The sequence below is a fragment of the Halobacillus faecis genome, from assembly GCF_007991335.1.
GTDB lineage: Bacteria > Bacillota > Bacilli > Bacillales > Halobacillaceae > Halobacillus > Halobacillus faecis.
On the sequence record NZ_BJYD01000029.1, the window covers coordinates 85,327 to 102,859 of the forward strand.

A 17,533-nucleotide genomic window follows, 5' to 3' on the forward strand; every position below is an offset into this window, starting at 1 on the left:
GGATGATGGGTGAGAGGGGGAGCCTGGTTTGGGATTGTTGCATGAATTCAAACAGTTCACCGTTCGTGGAAGTGCCGTCGATATGGGAGTCGGAATGGTCCTGGGAGCCGCTTTCAGTGGATTTATTGATTCACTTGTAACTGATATTTTACTTCCGCCTGTGGGTGTTTTGTATACAAAGATGAATTTTGAGAATATGTTCCTAAGCCTTGATGGATCGGTCTATCCTTCGCTGACGGCCGCTAAAGAAGCGGGGGCGGCTACCATCAATTATGGTCTTTTCGTTACGGCTTCCGTCCGTTTTATCATCATCTTGTTTGCGGTTTTTCTTGTCGTTCGCCAAATCAACCGTTGGAAAAAGCCGCATCAGCACCCTCTGCATGGGATGACGAAAAAGGAGTGCCCGTATTGCTGTATGCCGATTCCGACTCAAGCCATCATCTGCCCGAATTGTTCGTCTTCACTTGAAGCCAATCCGTCTCCGCGCCAGCAAGTGAAAACAAAATGGCGAATCAAATAAAAAAGGCGAATCCTAAAAAGGATCCGCCTTTTATTTACATGGATTATTCTGCGCTGTCTTCGCTCTCAGTGTCACTTTGTTCCTGCTCTTCCATTTGTTCTTCTTCCATCTCACCGTCTTCTTCTCCGCCACAAGCAGCAAGGGTCAAAACAGATACCAAACCTAACGCTAACATCCATTTCTTCAACATGTATAAAATCCCCTTTCCAAAGTGAGTTACGTATAAAAGATACCCGTCCTTTGTTAATGGGAAGTGAATATAGTGTAATTTTATGGTAATGATATCAGCTGTTATTTGTTCTCCAACTATGGCGTTCTCGGGTTCTGTACCACTTCCACCCCTATCGCTCTCTATACTTTTAGAATTCCATGTCCACGATTTGAAACTTGAAACCAATATCATCGTATAAGAGGTAGAGGTGATTGGGTGAAGAAATATATCGTGTTCATTTTCACGTTGATGTTAAGCTATGGGCTCGTGTCATGGGGGACAGGTTTAGTTTTGACTTTTCTACATGAGCCTGATCCATGGAGAGTAAATGCCGAAACGGACCCATCCATGCTTGTAAGAGTCATGCCCGCGGTAGTGTTGGTGCTGCCTATACTCATGGCTATTTTGATAACAAATAAATTCAATCAAAGGAGGGAGATGAAAGAATGAAAATTGTGCTCTTGAAAGAGAGGATGGATTTCGTCGACCGCGCCATCGACATCTTTTGGGAACAATGGGGGGATGAAGATAACTTCAAGCTGTATGAAGACTGTATCCAGCAGTCATTGAAAAATGAGGATGAACTGCCTTTGTTTTATACTCTTTTGGATGAGGAGAAAATCATCGGCACCTATGCTCTACTCCGAAATGATATGAACAGCCGCCAGGACCTTTGTCCATGGCTGGCGTGCCTTTATGTTCATCCGGATCATCGAGGGCAGCAGGCCGGGAAACAGTTACTCAGTCATGCCGCGCAGGAAGCGGGGAGGCTAGGTTACCATTTTATTTATTTGGCGACTGACCTGGAAGGGTACTATGAAAAATACGGGTGGGATCAGGAAGGGAAAGCCTTTGGCCTATCTGGTGAGTCCATAAACGTATACATAAAAGCGACGTGAGTATATCCAGATTTTTCTCATCGTGAATCCATTGGAATAGGGCATCCTACGTTTATGAATACGTAGGAGGAATTGCATTGGAAAACAAAGTAAGCCGTTGGTGCCTAGTCAGTATGGCTTCGATTCCCCTTGTGATGACGCTCGGGAATTCCATGCTGATTCCAGTATTGCCGATTTTCGAGAAAAAGGTAGGCATCACATCTTTTCAATCAAGCACAATCATCACCAGCTATTCCGTAGCAGCCATTATCCTGATCCCTGTTGCCGGTTACTTATCCGATCGTTTCGGAAGAAAGTTAATCATCCTTCCGAGTTTAGTCCTGGCTTTCATTGGAGGGCTGATTGCTGGTTTTTCTTCATGGAAACTGGATGACCCCTTTCTCTGGATTACGATTGGACGAATTCTACAGGGGGTGGGTGCAGCAGGGGCGACTCCGATCATTTTACCTCTCGTCGGAGATTTATATAAAGACGATGATGAAAAAGCAAGCTCCTGCCTTGGTATCATAGAAACGTCAAATACGTTCGGAAAAGTATTAAGTCCCATATTGGGTTCTCTTTTTGCTGTATTTTTATGGTTTTTGCCGTTCTTTTCGATTTCCTTTTTCAGTTTGATCTCGATTGTTCTCGTTTTCTTTTTTATTAAAGTTCCTAAAGGGAAAAAGGAAGAACCCCAGCCATTCAAGCAATTTCTGAAAAAGACGAAAGAGATATTCAAACAGGAAGGGAAATGGTTGTACCCGGTATTTCTACTAGGGGCTTACGCCATGCTCGTTTTGTTTGCCGTGTTGTTCTTTATGTCCGATATCCTTGAGAAAACCCATAACATTGAAGGTGTGAAAAAAGGATTCGTCCTAGCTATTCCACTGTTCACGTTATGTGTATCGGCCTTTGTGACTGGGAAGAAAATCAAGGGAGACACAACCGTCATGAAATGGGTGCTTGTCACAGCATTGATCATGGTTTCAGCAAGCGTCATCTTCGTCGGTTACGTCAACGAGAAGTTGTTTCTGCTTCTCGTTGTAACGAGTGTACTAGGAACAGCGATCGGCGGGATGCTCCCGACCCTTGATGCCCTCATCACAGAAGGGATTGAAAAAGAAGAGCGGGGAACGATTACGTCTTTTTACAGTTCATCCAGATTCATAGGGGTCGCTGCGGGACCTCCGTTGATGTCGCTGCTGATGAAAGAGTATTTGAATATCAGTTACATCGCCAGCGGTGCCTTAGGTGGTCTTCTCTTATTGATTGTTCTCCTGTTGATTAAGCCCGAAAAAAGCGGGGATCAAACCAAGACCGCATGAAAAAGCGCCTTCCATCATAGTGGAAGGCGCTTTTTGTTAACAGTATTGGTTATATGCGTTCGTAAGATTGGCTACAATTTCTTCGACTTCATAGTCTTCAATCTCTTCACGAGGGATGAAGTGGAGCACCTGTCCATCTTTCAAAAGAGCCATGGATGGAGAGGATGGCTCATAGCCTTCTAAATAGTCACGCATGCGTGAAGTAGCTTCGCGGTCCTGGCCGGCGAATACAGTTACAAGATTTTCAGGGCGTTTTTCATTGTTGAGTGATTCGCGGGCGGAAGGACGGGCAAGTCCTGCAGCACAACCACAGACAGAGTTGATCACGACAAGGGACGTGCCTTTCTTTTCGCTGATGAATGTGTCCACTTCCTCTGGGGTTGTCAGTTCAGTAAAGCCTGCGTTCGTCAATTCATCACGCATCGGCTGGGAAATTTCTTTCATATATGCTTCATATGGGTTCATAATCGTAGCCTCCTATTGTTGTTTTTTCTTAGTCGCTTGAGTCATTTGATGCCACACGGATCCTTTGGCTTCTTCACCGCCTTCAATTCTTTCGATCGCCATATTAATTTGAAGACGGACTTCAAATTCGGGATCATCAGCGGCTTCGTTCAAGGCAGGGAGGGCGGTTTCATCGCCAAGCTCATACAAGTACATCGCTGCACGCCAGCGCACGAGTTTGTTGGAGTCAGATAGGGACTCCATCATTTTCGGCATCGCTTCTTTAAAGCCGAGATCAGAAATACAATCGCCAGCTGTGCGACGTACAGTGACCGATTTATCATTGAGAGCTTTGTAGAGATACGGAAGTGTTTCAAGTTCTTCAATCATTCCAAGATAGGCTGTTGCCAAGCGTCGGATTGAAGCTTTTTCATCATCCAGGGCTTTATCAAGCAGGCGGTAATCCTCTGCCGTCGGATCCATCCGGTCTAAAGCCGCGTAGCGAACTTTCCAGTCGTCATGATCCAGCGTGTCTAAGCTGATTTTCGTCTTTTCTTCCTTCGGTTCGACATCAACCGATTCTTGGTCAAACGCTTGTTTAACAAGAGATTCCAGTCGGTCTTCATCATAACTTGCCGAAAGTTCTTCTTTTACCTGCTCCCCGATTTCTGCCACGTCGCCATAGCGTGGGTTCTGCTCTACCCATTTACGCTCCATGATCATGTTCGGAGAGGCGGGAGCTGCTTTCATGGCCGCATCCATGAAACGCTCAGGAAGCCCTACACGTGTTTCTTCTTCGCCTTCCTCAAGTTTTACTTGCATCGGCAGGCCGCGGAACATCTGCACGAACACACGGACTTCCCCGAAGTGTTCATCCGGTTCTTCCTGTTTTAGTGACGATGCATCTTCGGTTGCTTCTGATCCGAAAACCTTTCTTACCTCAGGAAGAATGGATTCCCAGGAGACACGTGCATTTCTTTCCAAAGCGATGAAATCAGTCACGTGGTAAAGGCCTTTGACACCTTCAATTTCGAAAAGGTGTTGGACAAAGTCTGGCGCATCACTTAATCCATCATCTTTTTTATAGTTGTGAGTCTCGCCGTCTGGCAAGGTCTCGTTTAAATTGATCTTCATTGAATTTGGACTAGGTGTCGGTTCAATAGATACAATTTTCACTGAGTCTAACCCCCTAACAGTCTGATCATCTTTTCATCCGGTTCCGAGGGATCGGCCCTCATTCCATGCTTCCATCTTATCAAAAATTCCCAAGCTCATCCACGCATCCGTCCCTTCTCTATCTCGGGAGTGTCTAGAAACCTAGTCTTCCACAATTCTGCCACATTTTTAATTTGTAAAATTTTTCATAATTTGTGAAACCAGATTGGTTTTGTGCCGTAGAGTAGGTGTGTTGATAAAAAGGAGGGGGAAGAATGTCAGAGCCTGTGATGCAGTTGAAGAATGTCAAAAAGACAATTGGCAAAAAATCAATCATTAAAGGTTTGAATTTCGATATTTACGGAGGGGAAGTGTTTGGTTTTCTTGGGCCTAACGGAGCAGGAAAAACCACAACCATCCGGATGATGGTAGGGTTAATGAAAATGACGGATGGGGATGTAATCATCCAGGGTCAAAGTGTACAGAACGACTTTAAAGGAGCGATCCGTCACGTAGGCGGAATTGTAGAGAACCCTGAAATGTACCCATTCATGAGCGGATGGAAAAATCTCGTTCATTACGCCCGTATGATGCCCGGAGTTACAGAGGAACGTATGAAGGAAGTCGTCAAGCTTGTTGGGTTGGAAAAGCGGATGAAGGAAAAAGTAGGGAAATATTCACTTGGAATGCGCCAGCGCCTTGGAATTGCCCAGGCATTATTACATAAACCATCCGTCCTCATCCTTGATGAACCAACAAACGGGTTGGACCCTTCTGGGATCAGGGAAATCCGTGCGTATATCCGGAGACTGGCGGAGGAAGAAGGAGTAGCGGTTATTGTATCGAGTCACATCCTATCTGAAATGGAGATGATGTGTGATCGGATTGGGATCATTAAAAACGGAGAATTGATTTCCATCCAGACGGTTCACGATGCTCTTCAAGAAACAGATGAGAAAGAAGTGTCCATTGAAGCGACACCTGTAGATCAAACGATGGTCGCTCTTCAAGAGATGACGGGCAAGGAAGTGAATCGAAAGGAAGAGCTTCTGACTTTCACAGTAGAAAAAGAGAAGATTCCATCTGTTGTGGCAGATCTGGTGCAAAAAGGAATCCAAATCTACAGTGTCAATGTCAACCGCTCAACGCTTGAAGATAAATTCTTGGACTTGATTGGAGAGGGAGCCATTGAGTAACTTTTTTCAACTGATCAAAAATGAACAAATGAAGCTCTATAATCAAAAGGCGACGTGGATCATGGCTATTCTGTTGGTGGTTATAATTGTGGGAATAGGGACTTTGCTCAAAATCGATGATGCGATTACGGGCGGAGAAGGACCGACCGGCGACAATTGGAAACAGGAGCTGGAGCAGCAGAATGAGCAATTGATGTCTACGGGGGAACAGCCGCCAGAGATCGAGTATCCGGGATATATGAATATAGAGATGAATCAATATCGCATTGAAAATGACTTGAAGCCGACACCTTATAATGCGTGGGATTTCGTTCGCGATAACCGTGATCTTGTGGCGTTGGTCAGTTTATTTACAATCATTGTAGCGGCAGGGATTACAGCCAATGAGTTTCGCTGGGGCACAATTAAACTTTTATTAATCCGCCCGATTTCAAGAGCGAAGATCCTGTTAGCAAAATATGTGTCCGTGGTTATCTATGCTTTGGTCATGCTTTTCACTTTATACCTGTTGTCCTTTTTAGTAGGTTCATTGTTGTTTGGAATGGGCAGCTTTTCTCAGACGTATGTATATACTCAAGCGGGTGAGATCAAAGATGCCAGCCTCTTTTCATTTACTGTTTCACAATACTTATTGAGTTTTGTAGAATTAATTATGATGGCTACGTTCGCGTTTATGATCGCTTCTGTTTTCAGGAATACATCCCTTGCCATCGGTTTGGCGATCTTCCTCATGATGGCTGGAAGCTCCATTGTGCTTTTCTTTATGGAAAAAGAGTGGGCGAAATATATCCTGTTTGCCAATACGGACTTGACTCAATACATGTCCGGGACACCATTCGTATCAGGAACTTCGCTTGGGTTTTCCATTGCAGTTTTAGCGGTATATTATGTAGTATTCATGGTTTTATCATGGGGGTTCTTTACGAAGCGTGACGTAGCTGGAGCATAAAAAAAGGAGGAGAAGGAATTGAAACGTACGGTAGAAATCGTTCTTACCATCATTGGAATTGTTCTTTTTGGACTTCCCGTTCTGTTGAGTGGCATTTTGTTAAACTCTTCAGATAATCCGCAAATACAACAAGAAATTGAAAACTTCATGAATTCCCCGGAAGTGCAGATGGAAGGGGAGATGAGTTCCACTGATATGACTCAGATGTTTGAAATGATGGGATCATTCGCAATGTTCGTATTGATTGCGTCTCTAATTGCCATCGGATTAGGTATTCTGGCTGCTGTGTTCCTTAAAGGGAATAAGAAACCAAAAGCTGCGGGGATCATTTTAATTATTTCTGCAATTATCTTTACGTTCGCTACTGTATTTATGGGATTGTTCGGAGGCGTAGCGTATTTGATTGCCGGAATTGTTGCGCTCGTCCGTAAACCGAAAAAGACCGCAACCGATGAAGCAATCAGTTATTAGGCGAGAAAAAGGCGTGGCTCTATAGCCGCGCCTTTTGGTTTGTCATCCACCAAATATACAAGGAACGAAAAAGCGGCCGCAATGAAAAATCCATAAAATAGAGTCACTCATGTAGGAGTTCGTCGAATTTTTGTTGAATGAATAAAGATAGAAGAGACGAATGTATTGAAGGAGCTTAACGAATGAAACCATTCAACTTTTTCCAAAGGCGTATGTTGATGAATTACATATGTGGATCGGCGGTGGCTGTTTGCGGTGTTGGCAGCTTGTTTATTTTCTACACGCTTCAGCTTGAAATGAGAGAAATGATGTATTTAATTCTTATAATGCTGGTGTCTGTTGGGATCATGTTAACCGCCGAGATCATGATGTACAAGCGCCATGTCCTTCCTATCCAGCACCTGTTCACCAGTGATTCATATTCTCCTGAACAGGTGAAGGGTGCTTTGCTGAGGGCGCATCAATTCCCACAGTTAACGGTAAAACGGATTCTAGGCCCTCACTTGTTTGGACTTTCAATTCCTGCTTCCCTCCTAGCTTGGGGGGCAATTGAACGCGGACTTGTAGACCTTCCGCTTTCTTACATAGGTTTTGCGTGGATGGGGGCTGTCTTGATTGCTGTCATGCATGCTTTGATCGAATTCTTTATGACAGACCGGGCGGTTCAATTGTTGCTTCCTTCGATTTATGAGAAGGGGGGCCTCATTGATTACAAAAGGGAAACATCAATCAGTATTAAGACCAAGTTGTTCTTGAGCTCGATGTTTACAGCGGTTTTCCCTGTCATTCTCTTCTTACTGGCATCTCAAGTCCGCCTATCTGAAGGGGATGGGGTAAATGGTTATTGGAACTGGGCCTCTATCATCGCTCTTGTGGTTATGGGGATCGGAGCGCTCGCTGCCCTTTTACTCTATAGAAGCATTCAGGAGCCGATGGAGCATTTGAGCAAACGTTTTCTTGATGTACGCCGTGGTGAGATGAAGTCGATGGAGAACTTGTATGTCGATGAGTTTGCCGAGTTGGTCACAGGATTCAATCACATGGTTACAGGTATAAAAGAAAGAGATGCAGAAAACGAACGACTGCTCGAGAGCTTTTTCACGGTTTTTGCCGCGACGCTGGACGCACGGGACCCTTATACCGCTGGTCATTCGAAGCGGGTGGCTGAATACTCGGACCTGATTGCGCGAAGAGCAGGTTTTGATGAGAAACAATTGGAATTGTTGAAGAAATCAGCTCTGCTTCATGATATCGGAAAAATCGGGATCCGTGATGATGTGTTGCTGAAGGAAGGGCGTTTGAGCGAGGAAGAATTCGCAAAAATTAAGGAGCACCCGGTAATTGGGGCTCAAATTCTTGTGCAAGTGCAGCTGCCTAAATCCCTTGCTCCTGTTTTGACAGGAGTACGTCATCACCATGAGCGTTACGATGGCAAGGGATATCCCGATGGACTTGCAGGGGACGAAATTCCCTTATTTGGACGCCTGATGGCCGTCGGGGACGCGTTTGATGCGATGACGTCTGACAGGCCTTACCGTCAGGGGATGCCGGTCTCAAAAGCGTTAGCGATTATAGAAGATGGAAAAGGGACCCAGTGGGATCCGTATTTTGCTGAATTGTTTTTAGATGAAATGAGACGTAATTCATGTGAAAAAGCGCTCGGCTGATATAGAGCGCTTTTCTGTCGTACAAAGAAATAATGGAATTAATCCAAGTACCGATTCATTACATCCACATCCGCACTCTGGCGGTCATAGACGTTTCCTTCCTGAGGGCGGAGACCATTGCCGCCGCAAATCTTACAAGTATAGCGCCACTCTTCATCATCCATTAACAGACCTTCTCCATCGCAAGCGAGACAGAATTCATCCCTGGCCATCTTCATTCCTCTTTTCTTTGTTTTTCTTACCATTTCTCAAACGCTTCAGGTTATACAAGGGAGATTATATTTTTAAAGAATCGGGAATGTGAGAATCATTGGAGGGATGACCGTGGCTAATGAGGAAAATCCACAGGAAACAGATGTGAATGAAAGCAATGATTCAAATCAGAAAATAGATCGCCCGGGGCGACAATTTTATATTCCGTCCCAAATCGTAGATGAATTTGGGGAAAAGGGAAGGGATCACTTAAATAAACCTTTCCGCGCTCAATTTTTACTAGCGCTTACGGCGGGATCTTTTATGACATTCGGAGCCGTTTTTTCCATCCTTCTTGCCGTTGGAGTCGAGACGAAAGGAATGTATCACCTTTTGTCCGGGCTTGGGTTCGCGGCAGGATACTCGATGGTCTTCATATCAGGGGCTGTTCTTTTTACGGAAATCAATGTTTTATTACCCTCTTACTTGTTTAACAAAGCAGGGTTGATGAAAACGAACATTTATAAGTTCTGGATGTCCTCCTATATTGGAAACATCATCGGCGCCTTTCTGGTCGCTGTACTGATCCAGTGGTCAGGCTCCTTCGCTAGTACATTCTATCCTGAGCTGGAGATGTATTTGGATCATAAGATGAAGTTTATGGATCACGGAGTAAAAGGGTGGTTTCAGGTTCTGATTTCCGGTGTTCTTGCCAATTGGCTTATTGGAATGGCAGCTTTTTTGACGACGTCTGCCCGGGATTTAACAGGTAAAATCCTTGGAACCACCTTGCCAGTCGTTCTTTTTGTAGCAGGAAATTTCCAGCACAGTGCTGCAAATATGGGATACTTTAGTATGGGGTTTTTAGCTTCTGATAAATACACATGGTATGAATATATCTTTTTTAATCTTGTACCTGCAAGTATCGGAAACCTTATTGGAGGAGCGATATTGGTATCCTTATTGTTCTCTTATGCATACAAAGAGGACATTCAAACTTCCTTGGGAAGAAATAAAAATAAGAAGGGGGCTAAACAATGAAGCAAATCATAGCTATGGGTGGAGGCGGCTTCTCAATGGAGCCTGAAAATCCACTTTTGGACGATTACGTATTAAATCAAGTAGAAAAAGAAAGACCGAAAATATGTTTTGTCCCCACAGCTAGTGGGGATGCGGACAGTTACATCGAACGCTTTTATGAAGCATTCAAAGAAAAAGCGGAAGCGACCCATTTGTCTTTATTCAAGCCACCAACGAGAGACTTACGGAAATTTGTGCTCGAACAGGACATCATTTACGTAGGTGGAGGGTCGACCAAGAACCTACTCATCCTTTGGCGGGAGTGGGGACTGGATGAAATCATGAAAGAAGCATGGGAACAAGGGGTTGTCCTTGCGGGGATCAGTGCAGGCGCCATTTGCTGGTTTGATGAAGGTGTGACGGATTCCTACGGCGACCAGCTGGAACCGCTGGAATGCCTCGGATTTCTTCCGGGAAGCTGCTGCCCGCATTACGATGGGGAGGAACAGCGGAAACCGGCGTACACTTCTTTTATTAAAGATGGATCCATTCGTCCAGGCTATGCGCTTGATGACGGAGCGGCTGTTCATTTTGTAAATACGGAACCAGTGAAGAATGTGAGCTCGCGCGAAGAGGCGAAGGGCTACTATGTAAGAGTGGAAGCGGAGGAAGTGGAAGAGAATAAGCTGGAAATGACATATCTAGGCTAATCCTAACGAAAACCCCACGCGCTGAATATTCAGCGCGTGGGGTTTTTTGCCCAGGAATTCATGGAAGAAACAGGTGTACCAGGTCATCCAAAATATGGGTGGCCTGGTATGGTGATTTATTGTAGCTACTCAAACAATAGGATTTCCGGGTCTTTCTTATAAGTGTGGACTAACATAGCATGCAATTGCCCGCGGTGGTGGTACATATGGGCGACCGTTTGGACGAGCCATTCAAACCGTGTATTGGTCACACCCCACCACGACGTGGTTTCAGTGTACAGGTGCTCTTCGGTGTAGTTTTCAAATTGAGTTTTTAATTGCGCAAAGTTTTCAAATAGACGTTCTAAGATTTCATCCTTTGTTTTCATTGATCCCGTTTCATAGAAGTGCTCCATCTCTGCTTTTGAAGCCCCTTCTGTGATGTGCCCATCAGCCGCAGGGATTGCTGCAATGTGTTCAAGCAATTCCCCAATGGAGTACTTTCCCTCCGTGGGTCTAAGGGTCAAATCTTCTTCTGATAACTGACCGACCATTTCGGAAATGGATGCAATGACGATTTCTAATTGATGAAAAGCGCTCTGACAGTACATATTCATAGGAACACAACCTTAATAAAATTGTTATTCCTCCTCTTATTCTCCGACGTTCGACTAAATCCCTTTTCAAAGCGAAAAAATACAGGAAACGACGAAAATCGCCCTAAGGATTTGTTTGTTACCTGCATAGAAAGACCTATACATAAAAATGGATGTAGCAAATTTTTGTGCGATGAGTTGACTCTGACGTTACGTCATAGCTTATCGTTAGATGTGAGGTGATCACCGATGTATAAAGTAAAAGAAATGGCGGAGTTGACAGGGGTCAGTGTGCGCACACTGCACCATTATGATCATATCGATTTGTTGGCCCCAACCTATGTAAGTGAAAACGGCTACCGTTTATATAGTGAAAACGAGTTGGTACGCCTGCAGCAGATTCTTTTCTTCAAAGAGATGGATTTCTCCTTGAGAAAGATCAAAGAGATTCTCGATCATCCTGATTTTGATGAAGCTGATGCATTGCAGCGCCATCGTGAGATTTTGAGTGAAAAGAAAAAACGTTTGGAGCAGTTAATTCGTTCAGTAGATCAGACGTTACAAACGTTGGAAGGAGAAGATCGTATGAAAAATGAAGACCGTTTCCGTCCATTTGATAAAAGGGAGATTGAAGCCCATCAAAAAAAATATGAGAAAGAAGTGGAAGCGCGTTGGGGAAACACGGACGCTTACAAACAATCCAAACAAAAAACATCACAATATACAAAAGAAGATTGGGAAAGGATCCAACAAGAGGGGGATGGAATTGATCGCGAACTTGTAAAATTAATGGATCGTGACCCTTCAGATTCAGATGTTCAGCAGTTAATAGATAAAAAACGTCAGCACATCACTGATCACTTTTATGAGTGCAATCTGGATATTTTCAGAGGGTTAGCGGACATGTATGTCAACGACCCTCGTTTCACGAAAAATATCGATCAATGGAAAGAAGGCTACGCCGAGTTCCTAAAAAAAGCCATGCACCTATACTGCGACCAACAGGAAGAAAGCTAATCCCCTTGTGGAGGAGAGAATAATTGTATGACCAGGTCATACAATTATTACCAGAAAACCAAAAACCAGCCCTCACAGTTTTTGTCTGTGAAGGCTGGTTTTGTTTATGTGTGTACTTCGTAAGCTAGGCGGTTCCCTTTTTCTTCCGTACCAGGTCATACAGTTTCTACCAAATTTAACGCGGGCGGCAGATGAGCCCGTTATGCACTTTGATGTAACCGTGTCTCAGGATGTCGAACCCTGCTTCATACATATAGAGTCCCATTTGTTCAACGGTCATGAGTTCCCTGTAGGTATGGTTCATCACATCGGCCATGACATGATAATAGAGACGAGATCGAAGTTGGTTCCGTGGGGTGGTTAGAATTGCGTATCCACCTTCTTTCAAAAAGCGCCGGTGCCAGTCAGCGACTTCCGGCTTGTATTTATCAGGGAAATGTTCCAACAGACCGACGGAAAGGACGATATCAAACTCTTTTCCAAAATCAAGGTTGCGAATATCCTCAACCACATATTCAATGTTCAAGTCATCTTTATATGTGACTTTCCACTGTCCGGTACTCGAATTTTCACCTAAGAACGGATAATGCTCGGGGAATTCACCAAAACGTGTAGTCTTGCAAAATTCATCGTAATCGACCATGACAATTTCCGCTCCTGGATACATAGCTCCAAGCTGCATCGCTTCATAACCTTCCGCAGCTCCTAAAAAGAGAATGCGGGGCCGATCTAAATGTAATCCTTCAAAAAGGGCTCTCTTTCCACGGGGGTCCCAAATTCCATCTTGGATTCTATGAACATAATTCCATAACTGCAACTGAACAAGATTACCAATCGCTTGTTTTACTTGTACAGGCTTAAATGAAGCAAGGCTTCTCATGAATTGTTCTTTGCCAAGGTTCTTTTCCTTAGGAACATCTTTGATGAACCACTCATGAAAGGATTTGTTGAAATAGGTCCATGAAGTGTGTGGGTCCATTGCTTGATTATTCTCTTTCTCCCATTCTGTCCGTTCTCTCGAATAATTCGTGACCTCAAAAGGTTTACCTACATCCTTCCATGACAAAAGAGACCAATCAGCTACCGTGTTTAAACGAACAAACTTGTTATATTCTTTCTCTGAATAGCGTCTAAGGTCAACACGGTATTGAGGATGGGAAAACGTTTCGTCCATATGCTTTTCACTATAGGGTTTGGGTATCCTCGAATCTTTAACCGCAGCTTCACCTAACATGGAACGATCACCTCTCCATTTCATTTAGTACAACTATAACCGCTAATGTAAACGTTTACAATAATAACCATTCAGTATTAGTGCCAATAAATGTATGACCAGGTCTTACAATATATGGCGTACCAGGTCATACATTTATTCCCAAATTAAACCTCAGATAGGTACATATAACCATTACAACCGTATTATTACACTGTAGTAAAGATGATGTAATGTTTGAAAAGTTATTGTTGTGTTCCTGTTATTGGAATATGAGCTGTGCGTGTTACAGTAGGAATTGTGATTTTGAGACAGCGCTTAGCCGAGGGCTGAGCGAGAGCTGTTTACCAAGGAGGAAATTAAACATGATGAAAAAAACAATTGTTTCTTTGGCGGCGGTCGCATCGGTTTCGGCAGTAACAGCAACAGCAGTAAGTGCAGATGAAATTAAAGTAGAAAAAGGAGATACTCTTTGGAGCATTGCTCAAAACAACGGAGTATCTGTGAATGATATAAAAGCAGAAAACGGTTTGAACTCTAATCTGATTTTCCCTAACCAAGTCCTTTCTATTAACGAAGGACAAAACGCAGACGCTCAATCCCAAACTTCCAGCAGTGTCCACACCGTTCAATCCGGGGACACACTTTACAGCATTGGACAAGCAAATAACGTAAGCGTGCAAGAGCTGCAAGCTTGGAACAATCTTAACTCCAGCCTTATTTATCCGGGAGAAAGACTAACTCTTGATGGAGCAGCAGTTGCAGAACAGTCCACATCTGAAAATAACTCAAGCAATGAAGAAGCAGAAGCAGAGCAAACATCCAGCCAACCAGCAGAAGATGGTGTCGTGAAAACATTGAATATGGAAGCGACTGCTTATACAGCATTCTGTGAAGGTTGCTCCGGAACAACTTATACAGGTATTGACTTGAGAGCTAATCCAGACCGAAAAGTGATTGCCGTAGACCCGAACGTAATTCCACTAGGTTCTGAAGTTTATGTAGAAGGCTATGGTAAAGCAATCGCTGGCGATATCGGCGGTGCGATCCAGGGCAACCGTATCGATGTATTCATGGCAGATCGTTCGGATGCTCTCGACTTCGGACGTAAAAACGTACAAGTAAAAGTATATGAATAATATAGATGGAGACGATCCTTTGTGGGTCGTCTCTTTTTGTTTTACCGTTGGTAACCAATATAAAACTTCCTTTGAAAACGTGGAAACAATGGAAGAGTTTTTTGACTCTATGGTTTATTCGATTTACTGGAACCTTATGTAGGAAATATTAAAAATCGACATTTTTCCACATAAATGAGTTTTAAAATCAACCCGTGCGGATATTGTTAATCAATGATGATCCCTCAAATAAGCTCTATAGTTAGAAAAAAACGTATAAAACATAATTTTTTCTTGCTTTTGCGATGTTTTACTAATAATATCAAGGGGAATCGAATTATATACTAAAAAAGAAGGGAGGACACCACGATGACTCTGCTATACTCAAAAGCCCGTGAGCTGTTCGATCAGGATTATAAAAACAGTCCGGAAGCCCATGTGCAATCCAAGGCTAAAGGCGTAAAGCGTACACGTAGTGGAAAGGTTCTATTCTCTTTCCGTAAGCAGACTAACAAGCGGAAATAGCATTAGAAGTCGTGGAGGTAGCTATGAGAAGTAACAAAAAAAGAATCAACATGGTCGACTTTTTAAAACAGGTTGTCCCGTGGATCAGCGTTTCAATGACATATCAGTCATGAAGCGCTGATTTTTTATATCCAGAAGGTTTACATACGGAAGGGTTCGGTTATCGTACTCGCTAAGGAGGCGAAAAAATGAACATATTTTCTGGCGAAGCATTAAAGGGTGAACACATCCTCGTGACAGGGGCAACAGGTGGGATCGGATATGAAACGGCTAAAGAGGTTGTCCGCGCTGGAGGTCATGTGACCATTACTGGCAGGAATGAGGAGAAACTGGCCTCGTTAAAAGAGGAATGTGCTACCATAAATGGAGAAATGAAAGTTTTTATAAGTACTGCTGATTTGAACGAGAAAGCAGATCGAGTGAAAGTAGTAAAGGATGCCAGGCAGGCGATAGGTCCAGTGACAGGACTCGTCAATTCGGCTGGCATCATTGGTGGCGGACCGCTTGATAATCTAAAAGAAGAAGATTTACGTAAAGTAATGGAGCTTAACTATTTCTCTACCGTTCTTTTCACTCAGGAAGTCTATCAAGATATGAAAGCAAATGGGCGCGGAAGTATCGTCAATTTATCTTCCCTCTCTGGTTTGCGGGGGACTCATTCTGGTACGGCTTACAGTGCTTCAAAGTTTGCCATTACCGGATTTACGCAGTCTTTCGCTCATGAAGCCATTGATCACGGGGTTCGTGTTAACGCTGTATGCCCGGGTTATGTAGATACTGCTATGGGGCAGGAAGCTATTCGTTCAAAAGGGGAACGGGAAGGCAGAAGTTATGAAGAACAAAGAAAAGCAGCAGAAAAAGGGATTCCTTCAGGAAAACTAAGTGAACCGGATGAAGTGGCAAGGTCCATTGTTTACCTTTTATCGGAGGCATCGACCAATATTGTCGGGGAATCTTTGAAAATATCTGGAGGAAGTGTCATGAGATAAGGAAACAAGGAGGTGGGCCCTTTGCCAGGAGAACGATATTCAAGACAACAGCTCTTTCAACCAATAGGAGAAAAAGGGCAGCGCCGTCTGGAAGAATCGCACGTGCTCATCGTAGGCGCCGGTGCGCTAGGGACAAGCAGTTCGGAGCAGCTTGTAAGAGCAGGTGTCGGGAAAATAACCGTCATTGATCGGGATTATGTGGAATTCAGTAACTTGCAGAGACAGCAGCTATTCACAGAAAGAGATGCTGAAAACCGTCTGCCTAAAGCGGTGGCTGCGAAAAGTCGATTAGAAGAAGTAAATAGTGAGGTTCAAATTCATGCGGTGGTCGCTGATGTACAAGCAGAAGAACTAAAAAAATATGCACAAGGAATCGATATGATCATCGATGGAACAGATAATTTCGAAACGCGTATGCTCATCAACGACTTTACACAAAGAAACGGAATCCCCTGGGTTTATGGTGGCTGTGTAGGAAGTCACGGGATGAGTTATACGATTATCCCGGGCTCAACCCCTTGTTTGTCATGTTTGATGAGGAGCATCCCGCTCGGTGCCGCTACTTGTGATACGGTCGGGGTGATTAGTCCAGCGGTTCAAATGGTCGCTGCCCATCAAGTGACAGAAGCTTTGAAAGTGCTTGTAGGGGATGTCGAATCCATACGCAAAGGTCTTGTTACCTTCGATCTTTGGACGAACGACTATACCTCGATTAAAACCGGACGTATTCAAAGGCAAGACTGTCCATCTTGCGGGAAAGAACCGAACTATCCATACCTATTTGGAAATGAAATGACAAAAGTTGCAGTCCTATGTGGAAGGGATACCGTGCAGATACGCCCAGGTAATAAAGGGCAAAGAGATCTAGAGGAGTTAAAAAATCGATTGTCAGATGGCGAGATTCAGGAGAACCCTTTCTTGTTATCCTATAAAACATCGCGGCACCGGATGGTTTTTTTCCGTGATGGCCGCGTGTTGATCCACGGGACGAATGATATTAAGGAAGCAAAAACGTTGTATCATAAAATCGTTGGTGGATGATGTAGTTTGTTCAGGGAGAGGAAAGGGAATAGATAAACCAACAACCAATAAGGAGAGTGCAACATGGGACGACTACTTAAACGAGTGTTCAAATATGGACCTATGGTATATCCAATCATAAAAAAATTTATGAGGAAACGAAAAGGACGGTACTAAAAGTGAGCAGGAAGCTGCTCGCTTTTTATTTTTCTTTTATATAATAAGGAAGAAAAAGAGTAATGAGATTCTAGTACTCTAAGAAACTAAAAAAAGTTTTGGAAAACCATTGCGTCATTCAAAATGCCATGATATATTATTACTTGTCGCGTTAAGAGAGT

The 17,533-nt window shown here is 43.7% G+C and carries 22 protein-coding genes; 16 read left to right on the plus strand and 6 right to left on the minus strand.

Annotated features, from left to right (window positions below; all coding sequences use genetic code 11):
- Positions 1 to 28 precede the first annotated feature (28 nt).
- Entirely contained in the window at positions 29 to 520 is a 492-nt protein-coding gene (gene mscL / locus HFA01_RS16205) for a large conductance mechanosensitive channel protein MscL (RefSeq protein ID WP_146818208.1), read from the plus strand.
- Positions 521 to 563: 43 nt separating this feature from the next.
- Here mscL and HFA01_RS18970 read toward each other — a convergent pair whose 3' ends face one another.
- On the minus strand, positions 564 to 710 hold the full coding sequence (locus HFA01_RS18970) for a hypothetical protein (protein WP_167506262.1): 147 nt from the start codon (positions 708 to 710) through the stop codon (positions 564 to 566).
- Positions 711 to 947: 237 nt separating this feature from the next.
- Here HFA01_RS18970 and HFA01_RS16210 point away from each other — a divergent pair, with 237 nt between their 5' ends.
- The 3 genes from HFA01_RS16210 to HFA01_RS16220 all read left to right on the plus strand — a co-directional run bounded on the left by HFA01_RS16210 (position 948) and on the right by HFA01_RS16220 (position 2,934).
- Entirely contained in the window at positions 948 to 1,181 is a 234-nt protein-coding gene (locus HFA01_RS16210; protein WP_146818210.1) for a hypothetical protein, read from the plus strand.
- Positions 1,178 to 1,630 (plus strand): GNAT family N-acetyltransferase, encoded by a 453-nt coding sequence (locus tag HFA01_RS16215; protein ID WP_146818212.1) that lies wholly within the window; start codon positions 1,178 to 1,180, stop codon positions 1,628 to 1,630. The genes HFA01_RS16210 and HFA01_RS16215 overlap by 4 nt, the downstream gene beginning before the upstream one ends.
- A 113-nt stretch (positions 1,631 to 1,743) precedes the next feature.
- Positions 1,744 to 2,934, plus strand: a complete 1,191-nt coding sequence (locus HFA01_RS16220) for an MFS transporter (protein WP_146818250.1) — start codon at positions 1,744 to 1,746, stop codon at positions 2,932 to 2,934.
- A gap of 36 nt (positions 2,935 to 2,970) precedes the next feature.
- Here the strand turns inward: HFA01_RS16220 and HFA01_RS16225 are convergent, their stop codons facing one another.
- Together HFA01_RS16225 and HFA01_RS16230 are read right to left on the minus strand one after the other, a co-directional pair.
- Positions 2,971 to 3,399: a BrxA/BrxB family bacilliredoxin gene (locus HFA01_RS16225; protein ID WP_146818214.1), complete on the minus strand. Its 429-nt coding sequence runs from the start codon at positions 3,397 to 3,399 to the stop codon at positions 2,971 to 2,973.
- A gap of 12 nt (positions 3,400 to 3,411) precedes the next feature.
- The gene (locus HFA01_RS16230) at positions 3,412 to 4,554 is read right to left on the minus strand and encodes a conserved virulence factor C family protein (RefSeq protein ID WP_146818216.1); all 1,143 of its coding nucleotides are present in this window, start codon (positions 4,552 to 4,554) and stop codon (positions 3,412 to 3,414) included.
- Between the two features lie 254 nt (positions 4,555 to 4,808).
- On the opposite strand from HFA01_RS16230, the gene HFA01_RS16235 reads away from it, so the two are divergent.
- The 4 genes from HFA01_RS16235 to HFA01_RS16250 all read left to right on the plus strand — a co-directional run bounded on the left by HFA01_RS16235 (position 4,809) and on the right by HFA01_RS16250 (position 8,816).
- Complete coding sequence (locus HFA01_RS16235; RefSeq protein WP_146818218.1) at positions 4,809 to 5,729, plus strand: ABC transporter ATP-binding protein; 921 nt, start codon at positions 4,809 to 4,811, stop codon at positions 5,727 to 5,729.
- A complete protein-coding gene (locus tag HFA01_RS16240) occupies positions 5,722 to 6,678 on the plus strand; it encodes an ABC transporter permease (protein WP_146818220.1) in 957 nt (318 codons plus the stop codon). Before HFA01_RS16235 ends, HFA01_RS16240 begins: the two co-directional genes overlap by 8 nt.
- An 18-nt stretch (positions 6,679 to 6,696) precedes the next feature.
- A complete protein-coding gene (locus HFA01_RS16245; protein ID WP_146818222.1) occupies positions 6,697 to 7,149 on the plus strand; it encodes a DUF4064 domain-containing protein in 453 nt (150 codons plus the stop codon).
- Between the two features lie 182 nt (positions 7,150 to 7,331).
- Positions 7,332 to 8,816, plus strand: coding sequence for an HD domain-containing phosphohydrolase (locus HFA01_RS16250; protein WP_146818224.1), 1,485 nt, complete (start codon positions 7,332 to 7,334; stop codon positions 8,814 to 8,816).
- A gap of 38 nt (positions 8,817 to 8,854) precedes the next feature.
- On the opposite strand, the gene HFA01_RS18975 is transcribed toward HFA01_RS16250, so the two are convergent.
- Complete coding sequence (locus HFA01_RS18975) at positions 8,855 to 9,028, minus strand: hypothetical protein (protein ID WP_167506263.1); 174 nt, start codon at positions 9,026 to 9,028, stop codon at positions 8,855 to 8,857.
- A gap of 112 nt (positions 9,029 to 9,140) precedes the next feature.
- Here HFA01_RS18975 and HFA01_RS16255 point away from each other — a divergent pair, with 112 nt between their 5' ends.
- Both HFA01_RS16255 and HFA01_RS16260 read left to right on the plus strand, forming a co-directional pair.
- Entirely contained in the window at positions 9,141 to 10,049 is a 909-nt protein-coding gene (locus HFA01_RS16255) for a formate/nitrite transporter family protein (protein WP_146818227.1), read from the plus strand.
- Positions 10,046 to 10,738 (plus strand): Type 1 glutamine amidotransferase-like domain-containing protein, encoded by a 693-nt coding sequence (locus HFA01_RS16260; protein ID WP_146818229.1) that lies wholly within the window; start codon positions 10,046 to 10,048, stop codon positions 10,736 to 10,738. The genes HFA01_RS16255 and HFA01_RS16260 overlap by 4 nt, the downstream gene beginning before the upstream one ends.
- 125 nt (positions 10,739 to 10,863) lie before the next feature.
- Here HFA01_RS16260 and HFA01_RS16265 read toward each other — a convergent pair whose 3' ends face one another.
- Positions 10,864 to 11,334: a DinB family protein gene (locus HFA01_RS16265; RefSeq protein ID WP_146818231.1), complete on the minus strand. Its 471-nt coding sequence runs from the start codon at positions 11,332 to 11,334 to the stop codon at positions 10,864 to 10,866.
- A gap of 228 nt (positions 11,335 to 11,562) precedes the next feature.
- On the opposite strand from HFA01_RS16265, the gene HFA01_RS16270 reads away from it, so the two are divergent.
- Complete coding sequence (locus tag HFA01_RS16270; RefSeq protein WP_146818234.1) at positions 11,563 to 12,330, plus strand: MerR family transcriptional regulator; 768 nt, start codon at positions 11,563 to 11,565, stop codon at positions 12,328 to 12,330.
- A gap of 175 nt (positions 12,331 to 12,505) precedes the next feature.
- Here HFA01_RS16270 and HFA01_RS16275 read toward each other — a convergent pair whose 3' ends face one another.
- The gene (locus HFA01_RS16275) at positions 12,506 to 13,564 is read right to left on the minus strand and encodes a class I SAM-dependent methyltransferase (protein ID WP_167506264.1); all 1,059 of its coding nucleotides are present in this window, start codon (positions 13,562 to 13,564) and stop codon (positions 12,506 to 12,508) included.
- Positions 13,565 to 13,911: 347 nt separating this feature from the next.
- Between HFA01_RS16275 and HFA01_RS16280 the strand changes: the two genes are divergently transcribed.
- From HFA01_RS16280 to yxzF, 5 genes are all read left to right on the plus strand, one after another.
- The gene (locus HFA01_RS16280) at positions 13,912 to 14,682 is read left to right on the plus strand and encodes a LysM peptidoglycan-binding and 3D domain-containing protein (protein WP_146818255.1); all 771 of its coding nucleotides are present in this window, start codon (positions 13,912 to 13,914) and stop codon (positions 14,680 to 14,682) included.
- A gap of 348 nt (positions 14,683 to 15,030) precedes the next feature.
- Entirely contained in the window at positions 15,031 to 15,186 is a 156-nt protein-coding gene (locus HFA01_RS18980) for a hypothetical protein (RefSeq protein WP_167506265.1), read from the plus strand.
- A gap of 188 nt (positions 15,187 to 15,374) precedes the next feature.
- Positions 15,375 to 16,175, plus strand: a complete 801-nt coding sequence (locus HFA01_RS16285) for an SDR family NAD(P)-dependent oxidoreductase (protein ID WP_146818236.1) — start codon at positions 15,375 to 15,377, stop codon at positions 16,173 to 16,175.
- A 21-nt stretch (positions 16,176 to 16,196) separates the two neighbouring features.
- On the plus strand, positions 16,197 to 17,216 hold the full coding sequence (locus HFA01_RS16290; protein ID WP_146818238.1) for a thiazole biosynthesis adenylyltransferase ThiF: 1,020 nt from the start codon (positions 16,197 to 16,199) through the stop codon (positions 17,214 to 17,216).
- A gap of 63 nt (positions 17,217 to 17,279) precedes the next feature.
- Positions 17,280 to 17,372 (plus strand): small protein YxzF, encoded by a 93-nt coding sequence (gene yxzF, locus HFA01_RS19275; RefSeq protein ID WP_503826410.1) that lies wholly within the window; start codon positions 17,280 to 17,282, stop codon positions 17,370 to 17,372.
- Positions 17,373 to 17,533: the final 161 nt, after the last annotated feature.

What these genes read in the sequence shown, in the direction of transcription:
- HFA01_RS16275 (WP_167506264.1), bottom strand. Translation starts at nt 13,564, where the DNA reads ATGTTAGGTGAAGCTGCGGTTAAAGATTCGAGGATACCCAAACCCTAT.
- HFA01_RS16220 (WP_146818250.1), top strand. Translation starts at nt 1,744, where the DNA reads ATGGCTTCGATTCCCCTTGTGATGACGCTCGGGAATTCCATGCTGATT.
- HFA01_RS16265 (WP_146818231.1), bottom strand. Translation starts at nt 11,334, where the DNA reads ATGAATATGTACTGTCAGAGCGCTTTTCATCAATTAGAAATCGTCATT.
- HFA01_RS16280 (WP_146818255.1), top strand. Translation starts at nt 13,912, where the DNA reads ATGAAAAAAACAATTGTTTCTTTGGCGGCGGTCGCATCGGTTTCGGCA.
- HFA01_RS18980 (WP_167506265.1), top strand. Translation starts at nt 15,031, where the DNA reads ATGACTCTGCTATACTCAAAAGCCCGTGAGCTGTTCGATCAGGATTAT.
- HFA01_RS16215 (WP_146818212.1), top strand. Translation starts at nt 1,178, where the DNA reads ATGAAAATTGTGCTCTTGAAAGAGAGGATGGATTTCGTCGACCGCGCC.
- HFA01_RS18975 (WP_167506263.1), bottom strand. Translation starts at nt 9,028, where the DNA reads ATGGCCAGGGATGAATTCTGTCTCGCTTGCGATGGAGAAGGTCTGTTA.
- yxzF (WP_503826410.1), top strand. Translation starts at nt 17,280, where the DNA reads ATGGGACGACTACTTAAACGAGTGTTCAAATATGGACCTATGGTATAT.
- HFA01_RS16260 (WP_146818229.1), top strand. Translation starts at nt 10,046, where the DNA reads ATGAAGCAAATCATAGCTATGGGTGGAGGCGGCTTCTCAATGGAGCCT.
- HFA01_RS18970 (WP_167506262.1), bottom strand. Translation starts at nt 710, where the DNA reads ATGTTGAAGAAATGGATGTTAGCGTTAGGTTTGGTATCTGTTTTGACC.
- HFA01_RS16235 (WP_146818218.1), top strand. Translation starts at nt 4,809, where the DNA reads ATGTCAGAGCCTGTGATGCAGTTGAAGAATGTCAAAAAGACAATTGGC.
- HFA01_RS16285 (WP_146818236.1), top strand. Translation starts at nt 15,375, where the DNA reads ATGAACATATTTTCTGGCGAAGCATTAAAGGGTGAACACATCCTCGTG.
- HFA01_RS16250 (WP_146818224.1), top strand. Translation starts at nt 7,332, where the DNA reads ATGAAACCATTCAACTTTTTCCAAAGGCGTATGTTGATGAATTACATA.
- HFA01_RS16225 (WP_146818214.1), bottom strand. Translation starts at nt 3,399, where the DNA reads ATGAACCCATATGAAGCATATATGAAAGAAATTTCCCAGCCGATGCGT.
- HFA01_RS16270 (WP_146818234.1), top strand. Translation starts at nt 11,563, where the DNA reads ATGTATAAAGTAAAAGAAATGGCGGAGTTGACAGGGGTCAGTGTGCGC.